Here is a 21,188-nt window from a genome sequence, read left to right on the forward strand (position 1 = left end):
CGGACCGGGGGGAGAGCCGCGGTGCGGCACCTAGCGAGGAGAACCCCATGGCGAAGATCGTGTCCAGCCTGTTCATGGCGCTCGACGGCGTCGTCGAGCCGGACAAGGGCAACTGGCACTTCCCGTACTTCAACGACGAGCTGGGTGCGGCGGTCGACGACACGCACAACACCGACGTCTTCCTGTTCGGGCGCATCACCTACGACTCGTTCGCGGGCGCCTGGCCCGAGCGCGAGGAGGCCGGGGGAGAGGACGCCGGGTTCGCCAGGCGGATCGGTGACATCCGCAAGATCGTCGCCTCGCGCAGCCCGCTCGACCTCACCTGGCGCAACTCCGAGCAGCTCCAGGGCGACCTGGTCGAGGCCGTCACCGCGCTGAAGAACGACCCCTCGATCCACAAGATCGGCCTGTCGGGCTCCATCTCGGTGGTGCGGCAGCTGCTCGACGCAGGGCTGCTCGACGAGCTGCACCTGTTCGTGCACCCGGCCACCGCGGGCGGCGGCCTGCGGTTGTTCCAGGACGGCGACCCGGAACGGCCGATGAAGCTCCTGTCGGCGACACCCTTCAAGACGGGTCTCGTCTACCTGGTCTACACCCCGGACCCGAACCCTCCGACCGGCGGCTACGAGGAGGCGGTGGGTCAGCTCCCCGAGGTGTGACCGCGAGCCGCCGGGCCGGCCCCGGTGCTACCGCGGCGCCTCCACCCGGTGCGGCAGCACGAACACCAGCAGGAACGCCCCCACGGACAGCCCCGCGCTGGTCGCCATGGCCAGGGTCGCGCTGTGCGCGAAGGCGTCGGCGACGACCTCCGGTGTCGGGCGGCCGGGCGGGAACGTGAGGGAGCCGAAGAGCACCGAGCCGACCACGGCGATACCCGCCGCCGAGCCGATCCGCTGCATGGTGCCGATCACGCCGGACGCCGCGCCCGCCTCGTCGCGGTCCACGGTGGCGACGATGAACTGCGCGTTCGGCGCGATGAACAGGCCGCTGCCGATGCCGCCGATCAGCAGCGGGCCGGCCAGGTACCAGTGGGTCAGGTCTCCGGTGGGTACCAGCCAGAGCACGAGCCACACCGAGACCAGGCCGACGGCGACCATGCCGGTGCCGATCACGAGCACGGTCCGGCCCAGCCGGTGGGACAGCCGCTCGCTCTGCGACGCGCCCGCGATCGAGCCGATGGCGAACGGTACCGACACCAGGCCCGAGGCCAGCGCCGAGTGGCCCAGCCCGGACTGCCAGAAGATCGAGATGGTGAAGAAGATGCTGGTGAACGCCGCGAAGTAGACCAGCGCGAGGATCACGCCGCCGGTGAAGGCGGGGTGCGAGAACAGGTGCGGCGGCACCAGTGGGCTGCCGTTGCGGGCCACGACCCGGCGCTCCCAGAACGCGAACGCGACGAGCAGCAGCAGCCCGCCCACCAGCGACGCGAAGGTCCACCAGGGCCAGCCGGCGTCCTCGCCCTCGATGAGCGGCACCAGGAGGGCGACGAGCGCCACCGAGACGAGCAGCAGCCCGACGACGTCGACGCCGCGCGCGGCGCCCCCGACGACGATCCGCGGCAGCAGCACGATCGCGGCGGCCACCGCGATCACGCCGAACGGCAGGTTGACGAAGAAGATCGAGCGCCAGCCCTCGTTCTCGCCGAATGCCTCGATGAGCAGGCCGCCGATGATCGGGCCGAGGGCGGTCGAGAAGCCGATGGCCGCGCCCATCACCGCGAACGCCTTGCCGCGGGTGCGGCCGGTGAACATGAGCTGGATCAGCGCCGTGACGGCCGGGAAGAAGATGCCACCGCACAGGCCCTGGACCACGCGCGCCACGATGAGCTCGGTGGCCCCGTTGGCCAGGCCGCACCAGAGGCTGGCGAGCGTGAACCCGGTCAGGCCCACGACGAAGACCCACTTGTGGCCCACCCGGTCGCCCACCCGCCCTGCGGGGATCAGGGCCAGGCCGTAGGCCAGCGCGTACCCGGAGATGATCCAGGAGAGCGTGCCCTCGGAGGCGTCCAGCGAGGTGCGGATGGTCGGCAGCGCGACGTTGACGATGGTGGTGTCGAGCAGAGCCATCGAGACGCCGAGGATGAGCACCGCGAGTGCGAGCCAGGAGCTGCGCGGGGGTGCGCCCGGTGCGTCGTCCGGGGCCGCGGGTGTGGGGGAGGTGGTCACAGGCACGAGCCTAGGGTGGCGCCATGGAACTGACCTTTCGTGAAGCTGAACGGGACGACCTCGAGCGGATCGTCGAACTCATCGCCGACGACGCCGTCGCGGCCACCCGGACCGGCACCTACGGCGCCGCGCACGTCGCGGGTTTCGAGGCCGTCGCGGCGAGCCCGGACAACGAGCTGGTGGTCGCCGAGGCGGGTGGCGAGGTGATCGGCGTCATGCAGCTCACGTTCATCCCCGGGATCTCCCGCAACGGCGCCTCCCGGCTCCTGGTCGAGGCGGTGCGCGTGGACAAGGCGCAGCGCGGCCAGGGCATCGGTCGCCTGATGATGGAGCACGCGCACGACCGTGGCCGGGCGCGCGGCTGCGCGCTGGCCCAGCTCACGTCCGACAAGCAGCGGCCCGAGGCCCACCGCTTCTACCGGAACCTCGGTTACGAGCAGTCGCACGAGGGTTTCAAGCTCCCGCTCTGATACCACTTGCGCGCGTTTCGCCTACCGCTAGAACTGGCGTCCCCCGACTCTTGCTGCAAGGTTCTGCAAGCGTTACAGTCGCGCTCGGATCACACACTTGGGTTCCGGACGACGAAGGGGTCATCCATGTCTCGCACCGCGCGCCCGCGCCCCGTACAGGTCGGCGCGGCCGCCGTGGCCGTCACGCTGGTGGCCTCGGTAGGGCTCGCCGCGTCGGCCTCGGCGGCGCCGGCCAGGCTCACGGCAGCCACGGCAGCCACGGCAGCCACAACGGACCGCACCGCCGCCCTGGTCGGCAGCCTCCAGGACGAGCTCGGCTGCGCCGCCGACTGGGACCCGGCCTGCGCCGCCACGGAACTGGTGGCCCAGGGCGACGGCACCTTCGTGGCCGAGTTCGAGATCCCCGCGGGAACGTACGAGTACAAGGTCGCCCTCGACGACGCGTGGGACGAGTCCTACGGGCGCGACGGCGGCGCGGAGAACGCGCCCCTGCACCTGGCCGGGCCCGCGACGGTCCGCGTCTCCTACGACGACACGACCCACCGCACCGCGCTGACGCCGCTCACCCTGGCCGGGGACTACACGGAGGTGGACGAGGCCCTCGTCCACGACCCCGTGCGCCAGCCGGGCGGCGACGAGCGCTTCTACTTCGTGATGACCGACCGGTTCGCCAACGGGGACGCGTCCAACGACGAGGGTGGCCTGGACGGCGACCGGCTCACGACCGGCTTCGACCCGACCGACAAGGGCTTCTACCAGGGCGGCGACCTCGCCGGCCTGCGGCAGAACCTCGACTACATCGAGGATCTGGGCACCACGGCCATCTGGCTCACCCCCAGCTTCCTCAACCGCCCGGTGCAGGGCTCCGGCGCGGACGTGAGCGCCGGCTATCACGGCTACTGGATCACGGACTTCACGCGGATCGACCCGCACCTGGGCACCAACGCCGAGCTGGAGGCGCTGATCGACGACGCCCACGCCCGCGGGCTCAAGGTCTACTTCGACATCATCACCAACCACACGGCCGACGTCGTCGACTACGCCGAGGGCACCTACGACTACGTGGACCAGGCGACCACCCCGTATCAGGACGCCGCCGGCAACCCGTTCGACCCCGCAGACTTCGCCGGCACGGGCAGCTTCCCCGAGCTCGACGCCGCCGCCAGCTTCCCGTACACGCCCGTCGTCGACCCGGCCGACCAGGACGTCAAGGTCCCGGCCTGGCTCAACGACCCCACGCTCTACCACAACCGGGGCAACTCGACGTGGGAGGGCGAGTCGGTCACCTACGGCGACTTCAGCGGCCTGGACGACCTGATGACCGAGCACCCCACCGTCGTGGACGGCTTCGAGGAGATCTACAAGGCGTGGATCGACCTGGGCATCGACGGGTTCCGCATCGACACGGTCAAGCACGTGAACTTCGAGTTCTGGGAGGAGTGGTCCACCGAGATCCAGGACTACGCCCGGGACCGGGGCAAGGACGAGTTCTTCACCTTCGGCGAGGTGTACGACGCCGACGCCGCCAAGACCTCCCCGTACGTGCGCCGCACCGACATGAGCTCCGTGCTCGACTTCTCGTTCCAATCGGCCGCCACGAGCTACGCGAGCGGCAACAGCGCCCAGCGGCTCGCGGACCTGTACGCCTCCGACGACCTGTACACGACGCCGCACAGCAGCCCGTCCGCCCTGCCGACGTTCCTCGGCAACCACGACATGGGCCGTGTCGGCTACATGCTCGCGGGCGCCGAGAACCCGCTGGAACGCGACGAGCTGGCGCACGAGCTCATGTACCTCACCCGCGGCCAGCCGGTCGTCTACTACGGCGACGAGCAGGGCTTCGCGGGCACCGGCGGCGACAAGGACGCCCGGCAGACGCTCTTCGCGACGCAGGTCGACGAGTACGCCGACCAGCCGCTCGTGACGGGTGAGCAGGCCGGCAGCGTGGACCGCTACGCCACAGACGCGCCGCTCTACGAGCACATCGCCGCCCTGGCCGAGCTGCGCGAGGACCACCCGGCCCTGGCGAGCGGCGCCCAGATCGAGGGCTACGCGGAGGACGGCGCGGGCGTCTACGCCTTCTCCCGCGTCGACCGCGAGGAGCGGGTCGAGCACCTCGTCGCCGCGAACAACGCCGCGCAGCAGCGCACGGTCACGTTCGACACGCTCACCCCGGGCGCGACCTTCGCGCCGCTGTACGGCACCGACACCCCCGTCACGGCCGACGCCGACGGCGCGGTCACGCTGACCGTCCCCGCGCGCTCCGCGGTCGTGCTGGTCGCGGACCGTGCGGTGGGCGCCGACTCGGCCGGCGTCGCCGCCGTCGTCCCCGGGGCGAACGCCCGGCCGGGCGCCGCGGTGACCGGCGTGGCCCCGGTGGCCGCCGGGATCGACGACGCCTGGGCCGAGACCTCCTTCGCCTGGCGCGCCGTGGGCACCGACGAGTGGCACGACCTCGGCACCGCCGAGGACACCTCCCCGCGCGTCTTCCACGACGTCTCCGCGAACGGCGCCGGCCTGCCCGACGGCACGCTGGTCGAGTACCGCGCGGTCACGCGCGACGCGGACGGCGACCACTCCGCCGCCAGCTCGTACGCGTCGGTCGGCGTGGACGTGAGCGGCGTCGTCGACGACCCCACGGACCCCGACATCGACCTGGTCACCGTGCCCGGCTCGCACAACAGCGAGATGGGCTGCGCCGGGGACTGGACGCCGGACTGCGAGGCCGCCCGCCTCACCCTGGCCGACGACGGCACCTACACCGGCACGTTCGAGCTGCCCGCCGGCTCCTACGAGTTCAAGGTGGCCCTGAACGGCTCCTGGGCCGAGAACTACGGCGCCGACGGCGTGCGGGACGGCGCCAACGTCGCCTACTCCACCGGCGGCGGCCCGGTCACCTTCACCTGGGACCCGGCGACCAAGGTGCCGTCGGTCGAGGTCGGCACCCCGGGTACACCCGGCGAGGGCCAGCAGGCCGCGCACTGGGTGCGGCAGGGCCTCGTCCTGGTCCCGGCCGCGGGCTTCGGCAGCGGCGACACCTGGGCGCTGGAGACGGACGCGGCGTCGTACGCCCTGACCCCGGGCGAACTGCCCGCGGACGTCGCCGAGGACTTCCCCCACCTGGCCGGCCACCTCGCCCTGGAGGTCGAGGGCCTGAGCCGGGCCGCGGCGGCGTCGGCCCTGACGGGGGCGCTGCGCCTGACCCGGCACGACGGCGAGACCCTGACCGCCGCCACCGGCGTGCAGATCCCCGGCGTGCTGGACGACCTGTTCGCGACCGACCGTGCGCTGGGCGTGACCTGGCGGGGCAGCAGGAGCGCCTCGTTCGCACTCTGGGCGCCCACCGCCCGCGCCGTGACGCTGCAGGCGTGGCCCGCGGGCCGTTCGCTGGACACCACCCCGCGCACCTTCGCCATGACTCGGCAGCGGGACGGCGCCTGGACGCTCGACGGCGGTCGCGCCGACCGGAGGCTCGACTGGCAGGGCGCCCGCTACCGCTACGCCGTCGAGGTGTACGTGCCGAGCACGGGTCAGGTCGAGACCAACGTCGTGACCGACCCCTACTCGGTGGGCCTCACGCTCGACTCGACCCACTCGGTCGCCGTCGACCTCGACGACAAGGCATGGCAGCCCAAGGTCTGGCGCACCACGCCCGCGCCGCGGGTGGAGCGGGCCGTGGACCAGACGATCTACGAGCTGCATGTGCGCGACTTCTCCAGCTCCGACGAGACCGTGCCCGCCCGACTGCGCGGCACCTACGGCGCGTTCGGGGTCAAGAGCTCGGACGGCATGAGGCACCTGCGCTCGCTGGCCGACGCCGGGCTCACGACCGTGCACCTGCTGCCCACGTTCGACATCGCGACGATCCCCGAGGACCGGGCCGACCAGGCCACCACGGGCGACCTGTCCGGGTTCGCGCCCGACGGCACGGAGCAGCAGGCCGCCGTCGCCGAGGTGCAGGGCAGCGACGCCTTCAACTGGGGCTACGACCCGTACCACTTCATGGCGCCGGAGGGCTCCTACGCGGTCCGGGCCGACGGCGGGGAGCGCGTCGCCGAGTTCCGCTCGATGGTCGGCAACCTGCACGGCGCCGGGCTCCAGGTGGTGTTGGACCAGGTGTTCAACCACACCGCGGCGTCGGGCCAGGACCCGAAGTCGGTGCTGGACCGCGTGGTGCCGGGCTACTACCACCGGCAGAACGCGACCACGGGCGCCGTCGAGACCAGCACCTGCTGCCAGAACGTCGCGACCGAGCACGCCATGGCCCAGCAGCTGATGGTGGACTCCGTGGTCACCTGGGCCCGCGACTACCACGTGGACGGGTTCCGGTTCGACCTCATGGGGCACCACTCCCGCGAGAACATGGAGGCCGTGCGGGCGGGGCTCGACGCGCTCACGCTGCGGCGTGACGGGGTGGACGGCAAGAGCGTGTACCTGTACGGCGAGGGCTGGGACTTCGGCGAGGTCGCGGGCAACGCCCGGTTCGAGCAGGCCACGCAGGGCCAGCTCGGCGGTACGGGCATCGGCACCTTCAGCGACCGCCTGCGCGACGCCGTCCACGGCGGCTCGCCCGTCGACGGGTCGTCCCTGTTCACGCAGGGCTTCGGCACGGGCCTGTTCACCGACCCGAACGGCAACGAGGCCCGGCTGGAGGACCCGGCGTCGGTCAACGACGGCGGCGCGGACGAGGCGGCCGACCTGGCCCACCAGACCGACCTGGTCAAGCTCGGCCTGGCCGGCAACCTGCGCGCCTACGAGGTCACCACCTCGTCCGGGGAGCGGGTCCGGGGCGACGAGCTGGACTACCGGGGCGCGCCTGCGGGCTACGCGGACTCGCCCGAGGAGGTCGTCACGTACGTGGACGCGCACGACAACGAGACGCTGTTCGACCTGCTGACGCTCAAGCTGCCGGCGGACACCACGATGTCGGACCGGGTGCGGATGAACACGGTCTCGCTGGCCACGGCGGCGCTGTCGCAGTCGCCCTCGTTCTGGCACGCGGGCACCGACCTGCTGCGCTCCAAGTCCCTGGACCGCAACTCGTTCGACTCCGGCGACTGGTTCAACACGATCGACTGGTCGGGGCAGGACAACGGGTTCGGCCGCGGCCTGCCGATGGCCGCCGACAACGAGGACACGTGGCCGTACCAGCGGCCGCTGCTCGCCGACGCCGCGCTCAAGCCGGACGCCGACGACATCGGGTTCTCCGCGGCGCAGTCGCGCGAGCTGCTGGAGCTGCGGCACTCGACCGAGCTCTTCCGGCTGGGCTCGGCCGACCTGATCCAGCAGAAGGTGACATTCCCGGGCTCGGGGCCGGACGCCGTGCCCGGTGTGATCACCATGTCGATCGACGACCGCGCGGGCCGGACCGACGTCGACCGGAAGCTGGACGGCGTGCTGGTGGTGTTCAACGCGTCGCCGGACGCGGCCACGGTCGAGGTGCCCGAGCTCGCCGGCCGGGACTACGCGCTCTCGCGCATCCAGGCGCGCGGGGCGGACGCCGTCGTGCGGCAGACCACCTGGGACCGCTCGGCCGGGGCGGTCACCGTCCCGGCGCGGACCGTGGCAGTCCTCGTGGACCCGCGGGGCTGAGCGAAGGGCCACGTCGCGGCGCCCCGCCGTCGCGACGTGGCCCGCCGGGCGCCGGGTAGGTGACAGCGCTGACAATTCTTCGGCGGAGTCCCTTGACTAGGGCCCGCCAGGGGTGAATCGTGTGCGTCAGTTGGCCCGGCGGCGTTGCCGGGTTCGCACGACGCAAGGGAGCTTCATGCGCACGGCACGATTCCTCATCGCACCCGTCACCGCGGCGGCACTCGCCCTCTCGCTCGGTGCCTGTGGCTCCGGTGGAGGCGGCTCGGACTCCTCCACGATCAAGGTGGCCTACCAGAAGTTCGGCAACTTCACGCAGGCCGACGAGCTGTTCAAGGACGTCAAGGCCGACTACGAGAAGGCCAACCCCGGCATCACCGTCGAGCTCGTGCCGATCGAGGCGCAGCAGAACGACTACTTCACCAAGCTCGCCCTGATGAACCGGTCGCCCAGCACCGCCCCGGACGTCATGTACGAGGACACGTACATGATCAAGTCCGACGTCGAGGCCGGGTACCTGGCCCCGCTCGACGACTACCTGGCCGAGTGGGACGAGTGGGAGCAGTTCGTCGACAGCGCCAAGGAGGCGGGCGCGGGCGACGACGGCAAGACCTACGGCGTCTCCATGGGCACCGACACGCGCGGCCTGTGGTTCAACAAGGACGTGCTCGCCAAGGCGGGCCTGCCCGAGGACTGGGCGCCGAAGTCGTGGGACGAGCTGCTGGAGGCGGCCCGGGCCATCAAGGAGTCCGACCCCGACGTGGTCCCGTTCAACATGTACTCCGGCAAGCCCCAGGGTGAGGCCGCGGTGATGCAGGGCTTCGAGATGCTGCTGTACGGCACCGGCGACACCCTCTACGAGGACGGCAAGTGGGTGCTCGGCTCCCAGGGCTTCGTCGACAGCCTCGACTTCATCACCACCGTGTTCACCGAGGGGCTCGCGCCCACGCCGCAGCAGGCGCTGGACACCAACATCGGCAACACCGTGCAGGCCGAGTGGCTGCCCGAGGGCAAGGTCGGCATCGCGCTCGACGGCTCCTGGGTGGCGGGCAACTGGCTCGAGTCCGGCGTCGCGCCGTGGCCCGAGTGGTCCGAGAAGATGGGCACCGCCCCGATGCCCACCCAGGACGGCTCCGACCCGGGTGCCGTGAGCATGTCGGGCGGCTGGACCCTCGCGATGGGCTCCGGCTCCAAGAACCCGGACGCCGCGTTCGAGTTCATCTCGATGGCGCTGAACCGCGAGAACTCCCTCTGGTTCGACGTCGCGAACAGCCAGATCGCGGTCCGGACCGACGTCGCCGAGGACCCCGAGTACACGGCGACCAACCCGACCACCGAGTTCTTCACCGGCCTCGTCGACGTGACCAACTTCCGGCCCGCGACGTCCGACTACCCGAAGGTCTCCAACGAGATCATGGTCGCGATGGAGGCCGTGATGACCGGCCAGCAGACACCGGAGGAGGCGGCCGCCGCCTACGACGAAGCGGTGACGGGCATCGTCGGCGAAGAGAACACGGTCCAGGGCTGACCTGATGGCCGTCACGTCCCGCGGCGTGGCGCGGGTGGTTCCGCTCGCGCCCGCCGTCGTCCTGCTCGCGCTCTTCATGCTCGGCCCCGTGATCTGGTCGTTCTACGGCTCGTTCACCAACGCCGCCCTCACCGGCCCCGCCGCCCTGAGCCCGGAGTGGATCGGGTTCGACAACTACGCGGCGCTGGTCAGCGACCCCGACTTCCCGAAGTCGTTGTGGCTCACCGTCGTGTTCGTGTTCCTCTCCGCCGTGGTGGGGCAGAACGTCATGGGCATCGCCCTGGCCGGGCTGCTCCGCTCCGCGGTCAAGCCGGTGCGCTCGATCGCCTCGACGGTCGTCGTGGCCGCGTGGGTGCTGCCCGAGATCGTCGCGGCGTTCGCCGCGTACGCGTTCTTCCACTCCGAGGGCACGCTCAACACGCTGCTCGGCGGCATCGGGATCACGGGGCCGGACTGGCTCTACTCGACCCCGATGCTCGCGGTGATCCTCGCCAACATCTGGCGGGGTACCGCCTTCTCGATGATGGTCTACTCGGCCGCCCTCGCGGAGGTGCCGCCGGAGCTCACGGAGGCCGCCCAGCTCGACGGGGCGAACGGGTTCCAGCGGCTCGCCTTCGTGACCGTCCCGGTCATCCGGCGCAGCATCTCGACCAACCTGATGCTGACCACGCTGCAGACCCTGTCCGTGTTCACGCTCATCTACGTGATGACCGGCGGCGGACCCGGCACCGACAGCTCGACCCTGCCGATCCTGGCCTACCAGGAGGCGTTCAAGTTCGCGCAGGTCGGCTACGGCACGGCCATCGCGACCGTGATGATCATCGTGGGCGGGATCTTCTCCGTGATCTACATCCGCGCGCTCCGACCGGAGGTGGACTGATGACGGACACGATGACGAGGCCCGCCGCGCCGGCCCGGAGCGGGGCCGGATCGCTGGCCGCGCCCCGCGGCACGGCGACCAAGGTGGCCGCCAACGTGGTGCTGCTCGTGATCGCCCTGTGCTTCGTGCTCCCGATGGCGTGGGTGGTCGTGGCGTCGTTCGACGCCGAGGCGACGCTCTCCTTCGGGCTTCCCGACGCCGTGACCACCGCTAACTTCGCGGCGATCATGACGCCGGAGCTCACCTGGCTGCCGCTGTGGAACGCGTTCGTCCTGTCCGCGGGGTCGGGGGCCATCACGGTGGTGGTCGCGGTGCTCGCGGCCTACCCGCTGTCGCGGTACCGCATGCGGTTCGGCAAGTACTTCCTGTACTCGGTGCTGTTCGGCACCTGCCTGCCGATCACGGCGATCATGGTCCCGGTGTACGCGCTGTTCGTGCAGCTCAACCTGCTCGACTCGCTGCCGGGAACCATCTTCTTCATGGCCGCGACGTCGCTGCCCATGGCGATCTGGATGACCAAGAACTTCATGGACTCGGTGCCGATCTCGCTGGAGGAGGCGGCATGGACCGAGGGGGCGTCCGCGATGCAGGCGCTGCGCCGCGTGGTGCTGCCGCTCATGCGGCCGGGCATCGCCGTGGTGTTCATCTTCGTGTTCGTGCAGGCCTGGGGGAACTTCTTCGTCCCGTTCGTGCTGCTGCTCTCCCCGGAGAAGCAGCCGGCGGCCGTGAGCATCTTCGCGTTCTTCGGCCAGTACGGGTCGGTCGCCTACGGGCAGCTCGCCGCGTACTCGCTGCTCTACGCCGCGCCGGTGCTCGGCCTGTACGTGCTGGTCACCCGCATCTCGGGCTCGGCCTTCGCCCTGGCGGGCGCGGTCAAGGGCTGACGCGGCCTGGCGGTCCGGCCGGCCGGGCTGCCGCCGGGCTGGCCGGGTAGCCGAACGTAGGGTTGGTCGCTCCATGGAGCATCATGAAGCGACCAACCCTACGTTCGGCGCATTACCAGTTCGAGCGGGCGCTCCTCGGGGTGCGCGGAGGTCTTGCGGCCTCGCAGGCAATTAGTACTATTGAGAGCGCGAGGGGCAGTAGCCCCGAGAAGTGAGCCCGAGAGCCTTCCGGACGGTCGGTGTCTCGGGCTTCGCGCTGTCCCCTGCGATCAGGCGTGGATCTCGTGGAGCACGAGAGGGCGCACCTTCGCCCGCCAGGACTGGTCCCGGTTCCAGGCCCAGGCGATGGCGTCCGCGGCCCAGAGCAACGGCTCCTCGTGCCGTTCCCGGTGGTCGTAACGAACGTCGGTCTTGTGCAGCTCCTCGAAGAGCCACCGCTTGTCGTCGGGAACAAGAGTCCGGTCCGTCTCGAGGACGAGGAAGGACGCCTCCTTCTCGACGCACGTCCTGGCGAGAGCCCTGACACAGAGCTCTCGTGGCGTCTGCGGCGTCCGCCGGTCCGGCGCCGAGACGATGAGCGCGTACACGTCCAGCTCGACCAGCGTGCGTACGACGGCGTCCCGCACGGCATCGCGTTCCGAGACGAAATGGATGCTTCTCTGCCCGGGGCGTCGAAGGGCTCGCAGAGCGCTCCGGAGGTGCAACACGGCACCCGACGCGACAAAGACGCCGACCAGCAGAAACCCCTTGGCCTTCGACTCGTCGACGTATACCTGTGCCCTGCGCGGTGGCTCGCGTACCAGTTCCGTGCTGGTCGACACCCACTTCAAGAAAGGTCCCCGTTCGAACGCCAGTGCGCGAGATATCTAGGCCGTGGCATGCGCTTCTGGCCTCGGCAGGGGACAACTCTATGTCTGGAGCGCCGGGACGGCCTCCTGAGGGGGACTGCTCTCAGTGGCTCGTTCGACCCGGGCGGTCAGCGGAAGACGACCGTGCGGCGGCCGTCCAGCAGCACCCGGCGCTCCGCGTGCCAGCGGACGGCGCGGGCCAGGGTGCGGCGCTCGACGTCCTCGCCGATGCCCACCAGGTCCTCGACCGTGCGGGAGTGGTCCACGCGTTCGACGTCCTGCTCGATGATCGGTCCCTCGTCGAGGTCGCCGGTCACGTAGTGCGAGGTGGCGCCGATGATCTTCACGCCGCGGTCGTGCGCCTGCCGGTACGGCCCCGCGCCCTTGAACGACGGCAGGAACGAGTGGTGGATGTTGATGACCTGCCCGCTGAGGTCGCGGCACAGCTCGTCGGACAGGATCTGCATGTACCGGGCCAGCACCACGAGCTCGGCGTCGGTCTCCTTGACCAGGCCCCGCAGCGTGGCCTCCGCCTCGGCCTTGGTGTCCTTGGTGACGGGCACGTGGTGGAACGGCTTGCCGTAGAAGGCGGCGATGTCCTCCAGGTCGCGGTGGTTGCCCACCACGCCGACGACGTCGATCGGCATGCGCTGCGACCGCTCCCGGTAGAGCAGGTCCACGAGGCAGTGCGCGGCCTTGGAGACCATGACGAGCGTGCGGATGCGCCGGCCCACGACGTCGAGCGTCCACGTCATCTGGAACCGGCCCGCCACCTGCGTCATCGCGGTGGTGAGCTCCTCGCGCGACGCCGTCGACTCGACCTGCACGCGCATGAAGAAGAGGCCCGACGTCGGGTCGCCGAACTGCTGCGACTCCGTGATGTTGCCGCCGTGCTCCGCGAGCATGCCGGCCACCGCGTGCACGATTCCCGGCTGGTCCGGGCAGGACAGGGTCAGGATCCAGTGGGTGGCAGCGGTCACGTCGTTCACGCGGTCAGGCTAACCCGGAGCGGCGACTGGCGGGATCTCGTCCCGCGAGAGCTCGCGGCGCATCACCCAGCGCCGTCGGCCGCCGCTCACCCCGCCCGTCTCGGCCGCCCGCTCGAAGCCCGCCGCCTCGAACATGCGCACCGTGCCGACGTAGCCGCTGATCACGTCCACGCGGTCGGGACCCGTGTCGGCCGGGTAGCCCTCGACCACCTCGGCGCCGTGCGCCCGCGCGTGCTCGACGGCACCGGCCAGCAGGTGGTGCATGAGGCCCCGCTTCCGATACCCCGCGCGGACCACGAAGCACACCGCCACCCAGGCGTCGCGGTCGTCGACGAACGGGATGGTGCGGCTGTTCATGAGCCGGCGGTACGTGGAACGGGGCGCGATCGAGCACCAGCCCGCCACGACGTCGTCGACATAGACCAGCACACCGGGGCCGGGCTCGGTCTCGCAGAGGTTCCGCATGTAGTCGGGACGCTCGTCGTTGCGCACGCGGCTGTCCCGGTAGCTCATGCACCAGCAACCACCGCCGCCCGGCTTCTTGACGCCCACCACCTCGTAGAAGTCGTCGTACCGCCCGACGGCGGGCCGCACCTCGATACGCTCCATGACCCCGAACCTACGCCGGGTCACCGACACGCCGGACCGGACCGTGGTCGCCGTCGACCCGGGCGTGTCACCTCTGCCACCATGGACCCATGAGCAACTCCACCACGACGATCGCCCTGGTCGAGGACGACCATGCGGGCGAGCTCCTCACGCTGCGCCGCGCCGCGTTCGTCACCGAGGCCCAGCTGTACGACGACCCGAACATCCCCCCGCTCACCCAGACGCTCGCCGAGCTGCGCGAGGACCTGGCGCGGGACGACGTGGTGACGATCGGCGCGTGGGAGGGCCACCGGATGATCGGCTCGGTGCGCGTCGAGATCGAGGGCGAGAAGGCGACCCTCGGCCGCCTCGCCGTGGCCCCGGACAAGCAGGCCCGCGGCATCGGCACCGAGATGCTGTTCGCCGTGCTCCCGTACCTGCCGGAGCAGACCACGGAGATCTGGGTCTTCACCGGCAAGGACTCCAAGCAGAACCTCGCGCTGTACACCAAGCACGGGTACGAGGAGCAGTACGACAAGGCCGCGGGCGACCTGACCTACACCTACCTGCGGCGTGTGCTCGGTGCCGCGGGCGCGCAGCCGGTGCCGCAGGAGAAGTAGCTCAGAAGCCCCACGCGTGGAAGGACTCGATCTCCATCCACGCGTCGAACCGTGGGTTCTCGCGGTTCGGGTAGGGCTTGCCGCCGTAGTGGACGGAGAGCCGGTCGATGCCGGCCAGTCCCTCGTCGGGCGTGATCGTCACGGTGCCCTGGAGGCTGACGTGCCGGTACCAGCTCTCGCCGTCGAGCACCGTGAGGGACACGCGCGGGTCCGCCCGCAGGTGGTCCAGGCGCTTGCGGGTGCCGTCGAGGTTCAGCAGCACCCGGCCGTCCTCGTACAGGTACCAGGTGGCCACCGACACGGGCGCGCCGTCGGGCCGGACGGTCGCCATGACCGCGTGGTTCGGGCGTTCGAGGACCTTCGCGATGTGCTCCGGGACCGGGGGCTTGGTCACTTCGTGCTCCTTTGACGTCGGGCGTTCGCCGCAGCCAATCAGGTATCGCGGCCCCGGCCAAGTGCGTCCGGCGACCGGAGGAGCTCCGGCGGGTACGGGGCCGGGACGTGCCGCAGCGTGCGGAGCGCGGTGCGCTCGGTCTCCGCGGCGCCGTCGAGCACGTCGAACCGGTCCAGCGCCACCTCCGCCGCGAAGTGCGTCGCGACGACGCCGAGCCCGGCGAACCCCGCCACGTGCTGCACGCGGCCGCCGGCGGCTTGGCCGAGGAGCGGGCCGGACCCGTTGGGGGTGCCGGCCGCGCCGCCCCACCGGTGCGTGAGGCGGACGCCCTCGAGCTGCGGGAACGTCGTCAGGAGATGCTCGGCGAGGCGCCGGGAGGCCGCCGGCCGGTTCTCGTAGGTGCGCCGCATGCGTCCGCCGGGGTGGTAGACGGCGTCGTGCCCGCCGAACACGATCCGGTCGTCGGCCGTGAGCCGGTAGCGGTGGGCCCGGCGGGCCAGGTCCCGCAGCCCCTGCCGGCCGCGCCAGCCGATGGCGCCCAACAGCTCGGCGGACAGCGGCTCCGTCGCGATCGCGTACTCGTACACCGGCACGGTGTGCCGGCCGTACCGCCGCAGCAGGGACGGGAACGCGCCCGTCCCGAGCACCACACGGTCCGCGCGCACGGCGGCCTCGCCCGCGGGCGAGGTGGTGCGCAGGACGACGTCACCGCCCGCGTCCCGCCCCGGCGGCACCAGCCGGGTCACCCGCGTGTGCTCGAAGATCTCGACGCCGAGCGCGCTCGCCGCCCGCGCCAGCTCGGCGGCCAGCCGCGCGGGGTGCGTGAGCACGATGTCGTCGGGGCGGACCAGGCCCGCCTCGTAGGTGGGGCTGGCGATCTCGGCGCGCACCTTGGCCCGGTCGAGGAGGGTGTGCGGTGCGCCGACCCGGGCGGCGGCGCCCGCGGCCTCCTGCAGCCGGTCGATGTGATGGGGCTCCACGGCCAGGTCGACCACGCCGGTGCGCTCCCACGGGCAGTCCAGGCCGAGCTCGACCACGGCGGACCCGACGGCCGCCAGGTTCTCCTGGCCGAGCCGGGTCAGCGCGGCGCGCTCGTCGGCGTCGGGCCGGCCGCCGTGCGTGAGCCGCGTGCCGCAGAACCCGTCGTCGCGGCCGGACGCGGCCCAGCCGACGGACCTGCCCTCGATCAGCACCACCCGCGCGCCGGGGTGGCGCTGCCTGGCCCGCAGCGCCGCCCACAGCCCGGCGTACCCGGCGCCGACCACGGCGACGTCGGCCCGCACCGGGGCCGACAGCACGGGGTAGGCGGCGGGCTCGCCCAGGTCGTCCTGCCAGAACACCGCTTGACGCGTCCTGGACAGGGCATGGTCGACGACAGACCTGGCCGGAACGTTACGCTCGAAGACGGTCTGCCGCCGGTGCCCCATGTCGCAAATCTAGCCAATGCCCGATGAATGCTGGTTTCGGCCAGGTGAGAGCTGGATGACGCCGCAGGTGAACGGTCAGCCGGCGAGGCAGACCGTCTCGAAGCTGCGGGTCGCGTCGTACCCGAGCTCGAGCTTGTCCTGGGTGCCCTCGGGGCACTCCATCCCGCTGACGATGAGCCCCGAGACCTTGCGCGCGCCGTCCGACGAGCAGGCGAGCTCCCCGCCGTTGCCGTCCACGCAGTCGCCGCTCACGAGCTGTCCGCCGCCCTTGCCCGGGTCCCCGGGGTGGTCGTCGGCCAGGTTGCGCGCGCACACCGCCTGCGTCTCGCCGCCGGCCTGGCCGTCCTTCTGGAAGACGACGTCGGTGCCGGCCGGGCAGTGCAGCTGCGCCAACGACACCGCGTCCTGGATCTCGAGGATCGAGACCGTGGCGTCGGGGTCGTCGCACAGCAGGGGTCGGTAGGCGTCGGCCCCGTCCGTGCCCGAGGGCGACGGGTTCGGTCCGGCGCACGCGTCGACCGCCCACGCGGCGGCGGTCTCGTCCGTGCCGTCGGGTCCGAAGAAGTGGATGCCCACGGCGACGATCACGCCGGCGGCGACGAGGAAGGCGACGACGGACCAGATCCAGTCCCGCCGCATGCCGCCCTTGCGCCGCCCGGTCCCGCCGTCGGCCCCGCCGGACGGCAGGTCCGGGCCGGGTGGCGGGGTGCGGCCGGGTGGCTGCGCCTGCCCCAGCGGCGTCGCGCCGGACCGGGCCGGGAACTGACCGGTCCGTGGCTGGAACTGGCCGGGGCGCTGGACCGGCTCGAACTGGCCGGTGTGCCGGCCCGGCTGGGACTGGCGGCGGCGCGGGTCTGGCTGGTGTTCCGGAACACCTGCGTCCGGTGACACGGGGGAGGGCATGGCGGCACAGTAGCGACGTCGGGGTGAATCGCAAAAGGGTCTCAGGTACTTTCGCTGCAATCCTGCGGTTCCTGGCCTGCGGCCGGGTGCGAGGCGGGCGCACCCCGGGCGCACCCCGGCCGCGCGGTACGGGCTCCGGCCGCCGCTGCTACGATCTTCGGGTCGCGACTGGCGTCAGGTGGATCACCACCGGGGAGCGACGAGTCATGCCGACGACGGGTCGTTCGCCTGGGCCCTGGGTCACCTTGTGAGAGGTGCACGCCCGGGCCAGTCGTGTCACGGCGCGTGTGCCCTCCACCGCCGTCCGACCTCTCCCCGTCCCGCATGAATCGAGGAACCATGAGCGCATCGACTCCCGACCCGCTCTCCACCCCGCTCGCCGAGCTCGACCCCGAGATCGCCGCCGTCCTTACCGGTGAGCTGGCCCGCCAGCGCGACACGCTCGAGATGATCGCGTCCGAGAACTTCGTGCCGCGCGCCGTCCTGGAGGCCCAGGGCTCGGTCCTGACCAACAAGTACGCCGAGGGCTACCCGGGGCGCCGCTACTACGGCGGCTGCGAGCAGGTGGACATCGCCGAGAACCTGGCGATCGCCCGTGCCAAGGACCTGTTCGGCGCCGAGCACGCCAACGTCCAGCCGCACTCCGGCGCCCAGGCCAACGCCGCGGTGCTGCACGCCCTCATCAACGCGGGCGACAAGATCCTCGGCCTCGAGCTGGCCCACGGCGGCCACCTCACGCACGGCATGCGGATCAACTTCAGCGGCAAGCTGTACGACGTCGGCGCCTACGGCGTGGACCCGCAGTCCTACCGCATCGAGATGGACGAGGTGCGCAAGAAGGCGCTGGAGCACCGCCCCGACGTCATCATCGCCGGCTGGTCGGCCTACCCGCGCCACCTCGACTTCGCCGCGTTCCGCGAGGTCGCGGACGAGGTCGGCGCCAAGCTCTGGGTCGACATGGCGCACTTCGCCGGCCTCGTGGCCGCAGACCTGCACCCGTCGCCCGTGCCGCATGCCGACGTCGTCTCCTCGACCGTGCACAAGACGATCGGCGGGCCGCGCTCCGGCTTCATCCTCTCCAAGGAGGAGTACGCCAAGAAGATCGACTCCGCGGTGTTCCCGGGTCAGCAGGGCGGCCCGCTCATGCACGTGATCGCCGCCAAGGCCGTCTCGTTCAAGGTCGCCGCGACCGAGTCCTTCAGGGACCGTCAGGAGCGCACGCTCCGCGGCGCGTCGATCATCGCCGAGCGACTCTCGCAGCCCGACGTCGCCGCGGCCGGCGCGTCCGTGCTGACCGGCGGCACCGACGTGCACCTGGTGCTCGTCGACCTGCGCAACTCCCAGCTCGACGGGCAGCAGGCAGAGGACCTCCTGCACGACGCCGGGATCACCGTCAACCGCAACGCCGTCCCGTTCGACCCGCGGCCCCCGCGCGTCACCTCGGGCCTGCGGATCGGCACGCCGGCGCTGGCCACCCGCGGGTTCGGCGACGCCGAGTTCACCGAGGTCGCCGACATCATCGCGACGGCCCTGAAGGACGGCGCCGCGACCGACGTCGACGCCCTCTCGGCGCGGGTCGAGAAGCTCACCGCCGCGTTCCCGCTCTACCCGGGGCTCTGAGCCGATGACCGCACAGATCCTGGACGGGAAGGCCACGGCGGCCACCATCAAGGCGGAGCTCAAGGACCGCGTCACGGCGCTGCGCGAGCGCGGCGTCGTGCCGGGGCTCGGCACGCTCCTGGTCGGCGAGGACCCCGGCTCGCAGTGGTACGTGGCGGGCAAGCACCGCGACTGCGCCGAGGTCGGCATCGCGTCGATCCGGGAGGACCTCCCGGAGACCGCGACGCAGGAGGAGATCGAGGCAGCGGTACGGCGGCTGAACGAGGACCCGGCCTGCACCGGGTACATCGTCCAGCTCCCGCTGCCCAAGGGCATCGACACCAACCGCGTGCTGGAGCTCGTCGACCCCGACAAGGACGCCGACGGCCTGCACCCCACCAACCTGGGGCGCCTGGTGCTGCGGGTCAACGAGGAGATCACGTCCTCGCTGCCCTGCACGCCGCGCGGCATCATCGAGCTGGTGGAGCGGCACGGCATCAAGCTCGCCGGCAAGGAGATCGTGGTCCTGGGCCGCGGTGTCACCGTGGGCCGCCCGATCGGCCTGCTGCTCACGCGGCGCGCCGTCAACGCGACGGTCACCCTGACGCACACCGGCACGCAGGACCTCGCCGCCCTGGTCCGCCGGGCCGACGTCGTCGTGGCCGCCGCGGGCGTCAAGGGCATCGTGTCCGGCGACATGGTCAAGCCGGGCGCCGTGCTGATCGACGTCGGCGTCTCCCGCGAGATCAACCCGGAGACGGGCAAGTCGCGGGTCGTCGGCGACGTCTCGCCCGAGGCCGCCGAGATCGCGGGCTGGGTGTCGCCCAACCCGGGCGGCGTCGGCCCCATGACGCGGGCGATGCTGCTGGCGAACGTGGTGGAGTCGGCGGAGCGCTCGCTGGCCTGACGGGCTGGCTCGTCGGCACTGCCGTCGAACGTAGGGGTAGTCGCACTCTCAGCACCGAGAGGGCGACTACCCCTACGTTCGACTTGGCCGGGCGACGGCCGGGCGGTGGCCGGGCGACGGCCGGGCGGTGGGTGAAGTGCGGGCGATGAGTTGCGAGGCGCCGCGGCGTCTGAAGAGTTGATGCGAGGGCCGACGACGGCCCCGAGCGACTCAGGAGGCCATCATGGTGAGCGTGCGGACCCATCTCTGGTTCGGGAACAACAAGGCCGGCGAGGCCGCCGCGTTCTACGCCGAGCACATCCCGGGGTCGTCGGTCGAGCGCGTGGTGAAGGCGCCGGAGAACGCTCCGGGTGCCGACGCCGGCACGGACTTCGTCGTGGAGTTCACGGTGGCCGGCCAGCCCGTGATCGGGCTGAACGCCGGGCCGCACCGCACCCTCGACGAGGCGTTCTCGTTCTACCTGTCCGTCGAGGGGCAGGAGGAGGTCGACCACTACTGGGACCTGCTCACCGCCGACGGCGGCGAACCCGGCGCGTGCGGCTGGTGCACGGACAAGTTCGGCGTGTCGTGGCAGGTGATCCCCAAGGAGCTCGAACGGCTCAGCGGCTCGTACGCGACGCCCGCCGAGATCGCCACGATGAACGCGATGCTGACGATGGGCAAGATCGACGTCGCCGCGCTGCGGGCCGCGCACGACGCCGCGTAGCTCGCGCACGCGGGATGTTCAGTGCGGACGGCGCCGCACGACCAGGACCTGCTGCTCGGGGAACTGCCAGCCGTACCGGACGGCGAGGAGCCGCAGCAGGGTGGTGAGCACCACCGCGGCGACGGCGGCCCAGAGCACCGGGACCCCGAGCGCCACGAGGGCCACGAGCAGGGCGGCGCCGCCCGCTGCCGCGACCGCGTAGAGCGAGCCCACGTGCAGCAGTGCCACCGGGAGGTTGAGCGTCACGTCGCGCAGCACGGAGCCGCCGACGGCCGCCGCCGCGCCGACGAACACCGCCGGGACGGCGGGCACCCCGAGGGCGAGGGCCTTCGAGGTGCCGATCGCGCCGAACAAGCCGATGACGACGGCGTCCAGCGGCAGGATGACGGGGTCGAGGCGGGCGAACAGCCGTTGCAGGGACAGCCCGGCGAGGGCCGCAGCTGCCGCGACGAGGACGTACCAAGGCCCGTAGATCACCGCGGGCGGCTCGCCGAGCAGGATGTCGCGCAGCAGGCTGCCGCCGAGTGCCACTCCGATACCGACGAGCACCGTGCCCAGGACGTCGATGCGGCGGTCGGTGAACGCGCCGGCGAAGAGCGCGCCCTGGAGTGCGCCCAGTGCCACCGCGATGAGCTCGGCCCAGAGGGGGATGCCGAAGGGGATGATCGTGTCCATGCGGGTGCTCGTTCCC

At 71.7% G+C, this 21,188-nt stretch carries 18 protein-coding genes and 1 riboswitch; of the genes, 10 read left to right on the forward strand and 8 right to left on the reverse strand.

Annotated features, from left to right (window positions below; all coding sequences use genetic code 11):
- Nucleotides 1-47 precede the first annotated feature (47 nt).
- Nucleotides 48-659 carry a dihydrofolate reductase family protein gene (locus ACIPN7_RS05755; protein WP_400538883.1) on the forward strand — a complete coding sequence of 204 codons (612 nt, stop codon included), beginning with the start codon at nt 48-50 and terminating at the stop codon, nt 657-659.
- Between the two features lie 27 nt (nt 660-686).
- On the opposite strand, the gene ACIPN7_RS05760 is transcribed toward ACIPN7_RS05755, so the two are convergent.
- Entirely contained in the window at nt 687-2,165 is a 1,479-nt protein-coding gene (locus ACIPN7_RS05760) for an MFS transporter (protein ID WP_400538885.1), read from the reverse strand.
- 23 nt (nt 2,166-2,188) lie between these two features.
- Here ACIPN7_RS05760 and ACIPN7_RS05765 point away from each other — a divergent pair, with 23 nt between their 5' ends.
- The 5 genes from ACIPN7_RS05765 (at nt 2,189) to ACIPN7_RS05785 (ending at nt 11,516) form a co-directional block, all read left to right on the forward strand.
- Nucleotides 2,189-2,635, forward strand: coding sequence for a GNAT family N-acetyltransferase (locus ACIPN7_RS05765; RefSeq protein ID WP_400538887.1), 447 nt, complete (start codon nt 2,189-2,191; stop codon nt 2,633-2,635).
- A gap of 126 nt (nt 2,636-2,761) precedes the next feature.
- The gene (gene pulA, locus ACIPN7_RS05770; protein ID WP_400538889.1) at nt 2,762-8,227 is read left to right on the forward strand and encodes a pullulanase-type alpha-1,6-glucosidase; all 5,466 of its coding nucleotides are present in this window, start codon (nt 2,762-2,764) and stop codon (nt 8,225-8,227) included.
- A gap of 175 nt (nt 8,228-8,402) precedes the next feature.
- Nucleotides 8,403-9,752, forward strand: a complete 1,350-nt coding sequence (locus ACIPN7_RS05775; protein ID WP_400538891.1) for an extracellular solute-binding protein — start codon at nt 8,403-8,405, stop codon at nt 9,750-9,752.
- Nucleotides 9,753-9,756: 4 nt separating this feature from the next.
- On the forward strand, nt 9,757-10,632 hold the full coding sequence (locus ACIPN7_RS05780) for a carbohydrate ABC transporter permease (RefSeq protein ID WP_400538893.1): 876 nt from the start codon (nt 9,757-9,759) through the stop codon (nt 10,630-10,632).
- Nucleotides 10,632-11,516: a carbohydrate ABC transporter permease gene (locus tag ACIPN7_RS05785; protein ID WP_400538895.1), complete on the forward strand. Its 885-nt coding sequence runs from the start codon at nt 10,632-10,634 to the stop codon at nt 11,514-11,516. Before ACIPN7_RS05780 ends, ACIPN7_RS05785 begins: the two co-directional genes overlap by 1 nt.
- Nucleotides 11,517-11,785: 269 nt before the next feature.
- On the opposite strand, the gene ACIPN7_RS05790 is transcribed toward ACIPN7_RS05785, so the two are convergent.
- The 3 genes from ACIPN7_RS05790 to ACIPN7_RS05800 form a co-directional block, all read right to left on the reverse strand.
- Nucleotides 11,786-12,337 carry a hypothetical protein gene (locus ACIPN7_RS05790; protein ID WP_400538897.1) on the reverse strand — a complete coding sequence of 184 codons (552 nt, stop codon included), beginning with the start codon at nt 12,335-12,337 and terminating at the stop codon, nt 11,786-11,788.
- 155 nt (nt 12,338-12,492) lie between these two features.
- Nucleotides 12,493-13,353 (reverse strand): formyltetrahydrofolate deformylase, encoded by an 861-nt coding sequence (gene purU, locus ACIPN7_RS05795; RefSeq protein ID WP_400538899.1) that lies wholly within the window; start codon nt 13,351-13,353, stop codon nt 12,493-12,495.
- Between the two features lie 9 nt (nt 13,354-13,362).
- Nucleotides 13,363-13,962, reverse strand: a complete 600-nt coding sequence (locus tag ACIPN7_RS05800) for a GNAT family N-acetyltransferase (protein WP_400538900.1) — start codon at nt 13,960-13,962, stop codon at nt 13,363-13,365.
- Nucleotides 13,963-14,051: 89 nt separating this feature from the next.
- Here ACIPN7_RS05800 and ACIPN7_RS05805 point away from each other — a divergent pair, with 89 nt between their 5' ends.
- Nucleotides 14,052-14,561, forward strand: coding sequence for a GNAT family N-acetyltransferase (locus tag ACIPN7_RS05805; protein ID WP_285103188.1), 510 nt, complete (start codon nt 14,052-14,054; stop codon nt 14,559-14,561).
- Nucleotide 14,562: 1 nt separating this feature from the next.
- On the opposite strand, the gene ACIPN7_RS05810 is transcribed toward ACIPN7_RS05805, so the two are convergent.
- From ACIPN7_RS05810 to ACIPN7_RS05820, 3 genes are all read right to left on the reverse strand, one after another.
- A complete protein-coding gene (locus ACIPN7_RS05810; protein WP_400538901.1) occupies nt 14,563-14,955 on the reverse strand; it encodes a PPOX class F420-dependent oxidoreductase in 393 nt (130 codons plus the stop codon).
- Nucleotides 14,956-14,993: 38 nt separating this feature from the next.
- A complete protein-coding gene (locus ACIPN7_RS05815) occupies nt 14,994-16,382 on the reverse strand; it encodes an NAD(P)/FAD-dependent oxidoreductase (RefSeq protein ID WP_400538903.1) in 1,389 nt (462 codons plus the stop codon).
- A gap of 75 nt (nt 16,383-16,457) precedes the next feature.
- Complete coding sequence (locus ACIPN7_RS05820) at nt 16,458-17,285, reverse strand: hypothetical protein (RefSeq protein WP_400538905.1); 828 nt, start codon at nt 17,283-17,285, stop codon at nt 16,458-16,460.
- Between the two features lie 154 nt (nt 17,286-17,439).
- Nucleotides 17,440-17,526: riboswitch (ZMP/ZTP riboswitch) on the forward strand.
- A 98-nt stretch (nt 17,527-17,624) separates the two neighbouring features.
- Between ACIPN7_RS05820 and glyA the strand changes: the two genes are divergently transcribed.
- The 3 genes from glyA to ACIPN7_RS05835 all read left to right on the forward strand — a co-directional run bounded on the left by glyA (nt 17,625) and on the right by ACIPN7_RS05835 (nt 20,497).
- A complete protein-coding gene (gene glyA, locus ACIPN7_RS05825) occupies nt 17,625-18,905 on the forward strand; it encodes a serine hydroxymethyltransferase (protein WP_400538906.1) in 1,281 nt (426 codons plus the stop codon).
- Between the two features lie 4 nt (nt 18,906-18,909).
- Nucleotides 18,910-19,791: a bifunctional methylenetetrahydrofolate dehydrogenase/methenyltetrahydrofolate cyclohydrolase gene (locus ACIPN7_RS05830; protein ID WP_400538908.1), complete on the forward strand. Its 882-nt coding sequence runs from the start codon at nt 18,910-18,912 to the stop codon at nt 19,789-19,791.
- 223 nt (nt 19,792-20,014) lie between these two features.
- Nucleotides 20,015-20,497, forward strand: coding sequence for a VOC family protein (locus ACIPN7_RS05835; protein ID WP_400538910.1), 483 nt, complete (start codon nt 20,015-20,017; stop codon nt 20,495-20,497).
- An 18-nt stretch (nt 20,498-20,515) separates the two neighbouring features.
- Here the strand turns inward: ACIPN7_RS05835 and ACIPN7_RS05840 are convergent, their stop codons facing one another.
- Entirely contained in the window at nt 20,516-21,172 is a 657-nt protein-coding gene (locus ACIPN7_RS05840; RefSeq protein WP_400538912.1) for a trimeric intracellular cation channel family protein, read from the reverse strand.
- Between the last annotated feature and the right edge of the window lie 16 nt (nt 21,173-21,188).

It is taken from the genome of Promicromonospora sp. NPDC090134 (assembly GCF_044746965.1).
GTDB lineage: Bacteria > Actinomycetota > Actinomycetes > Actinomycetales > Cellulomonadaceae > Promicromonospora.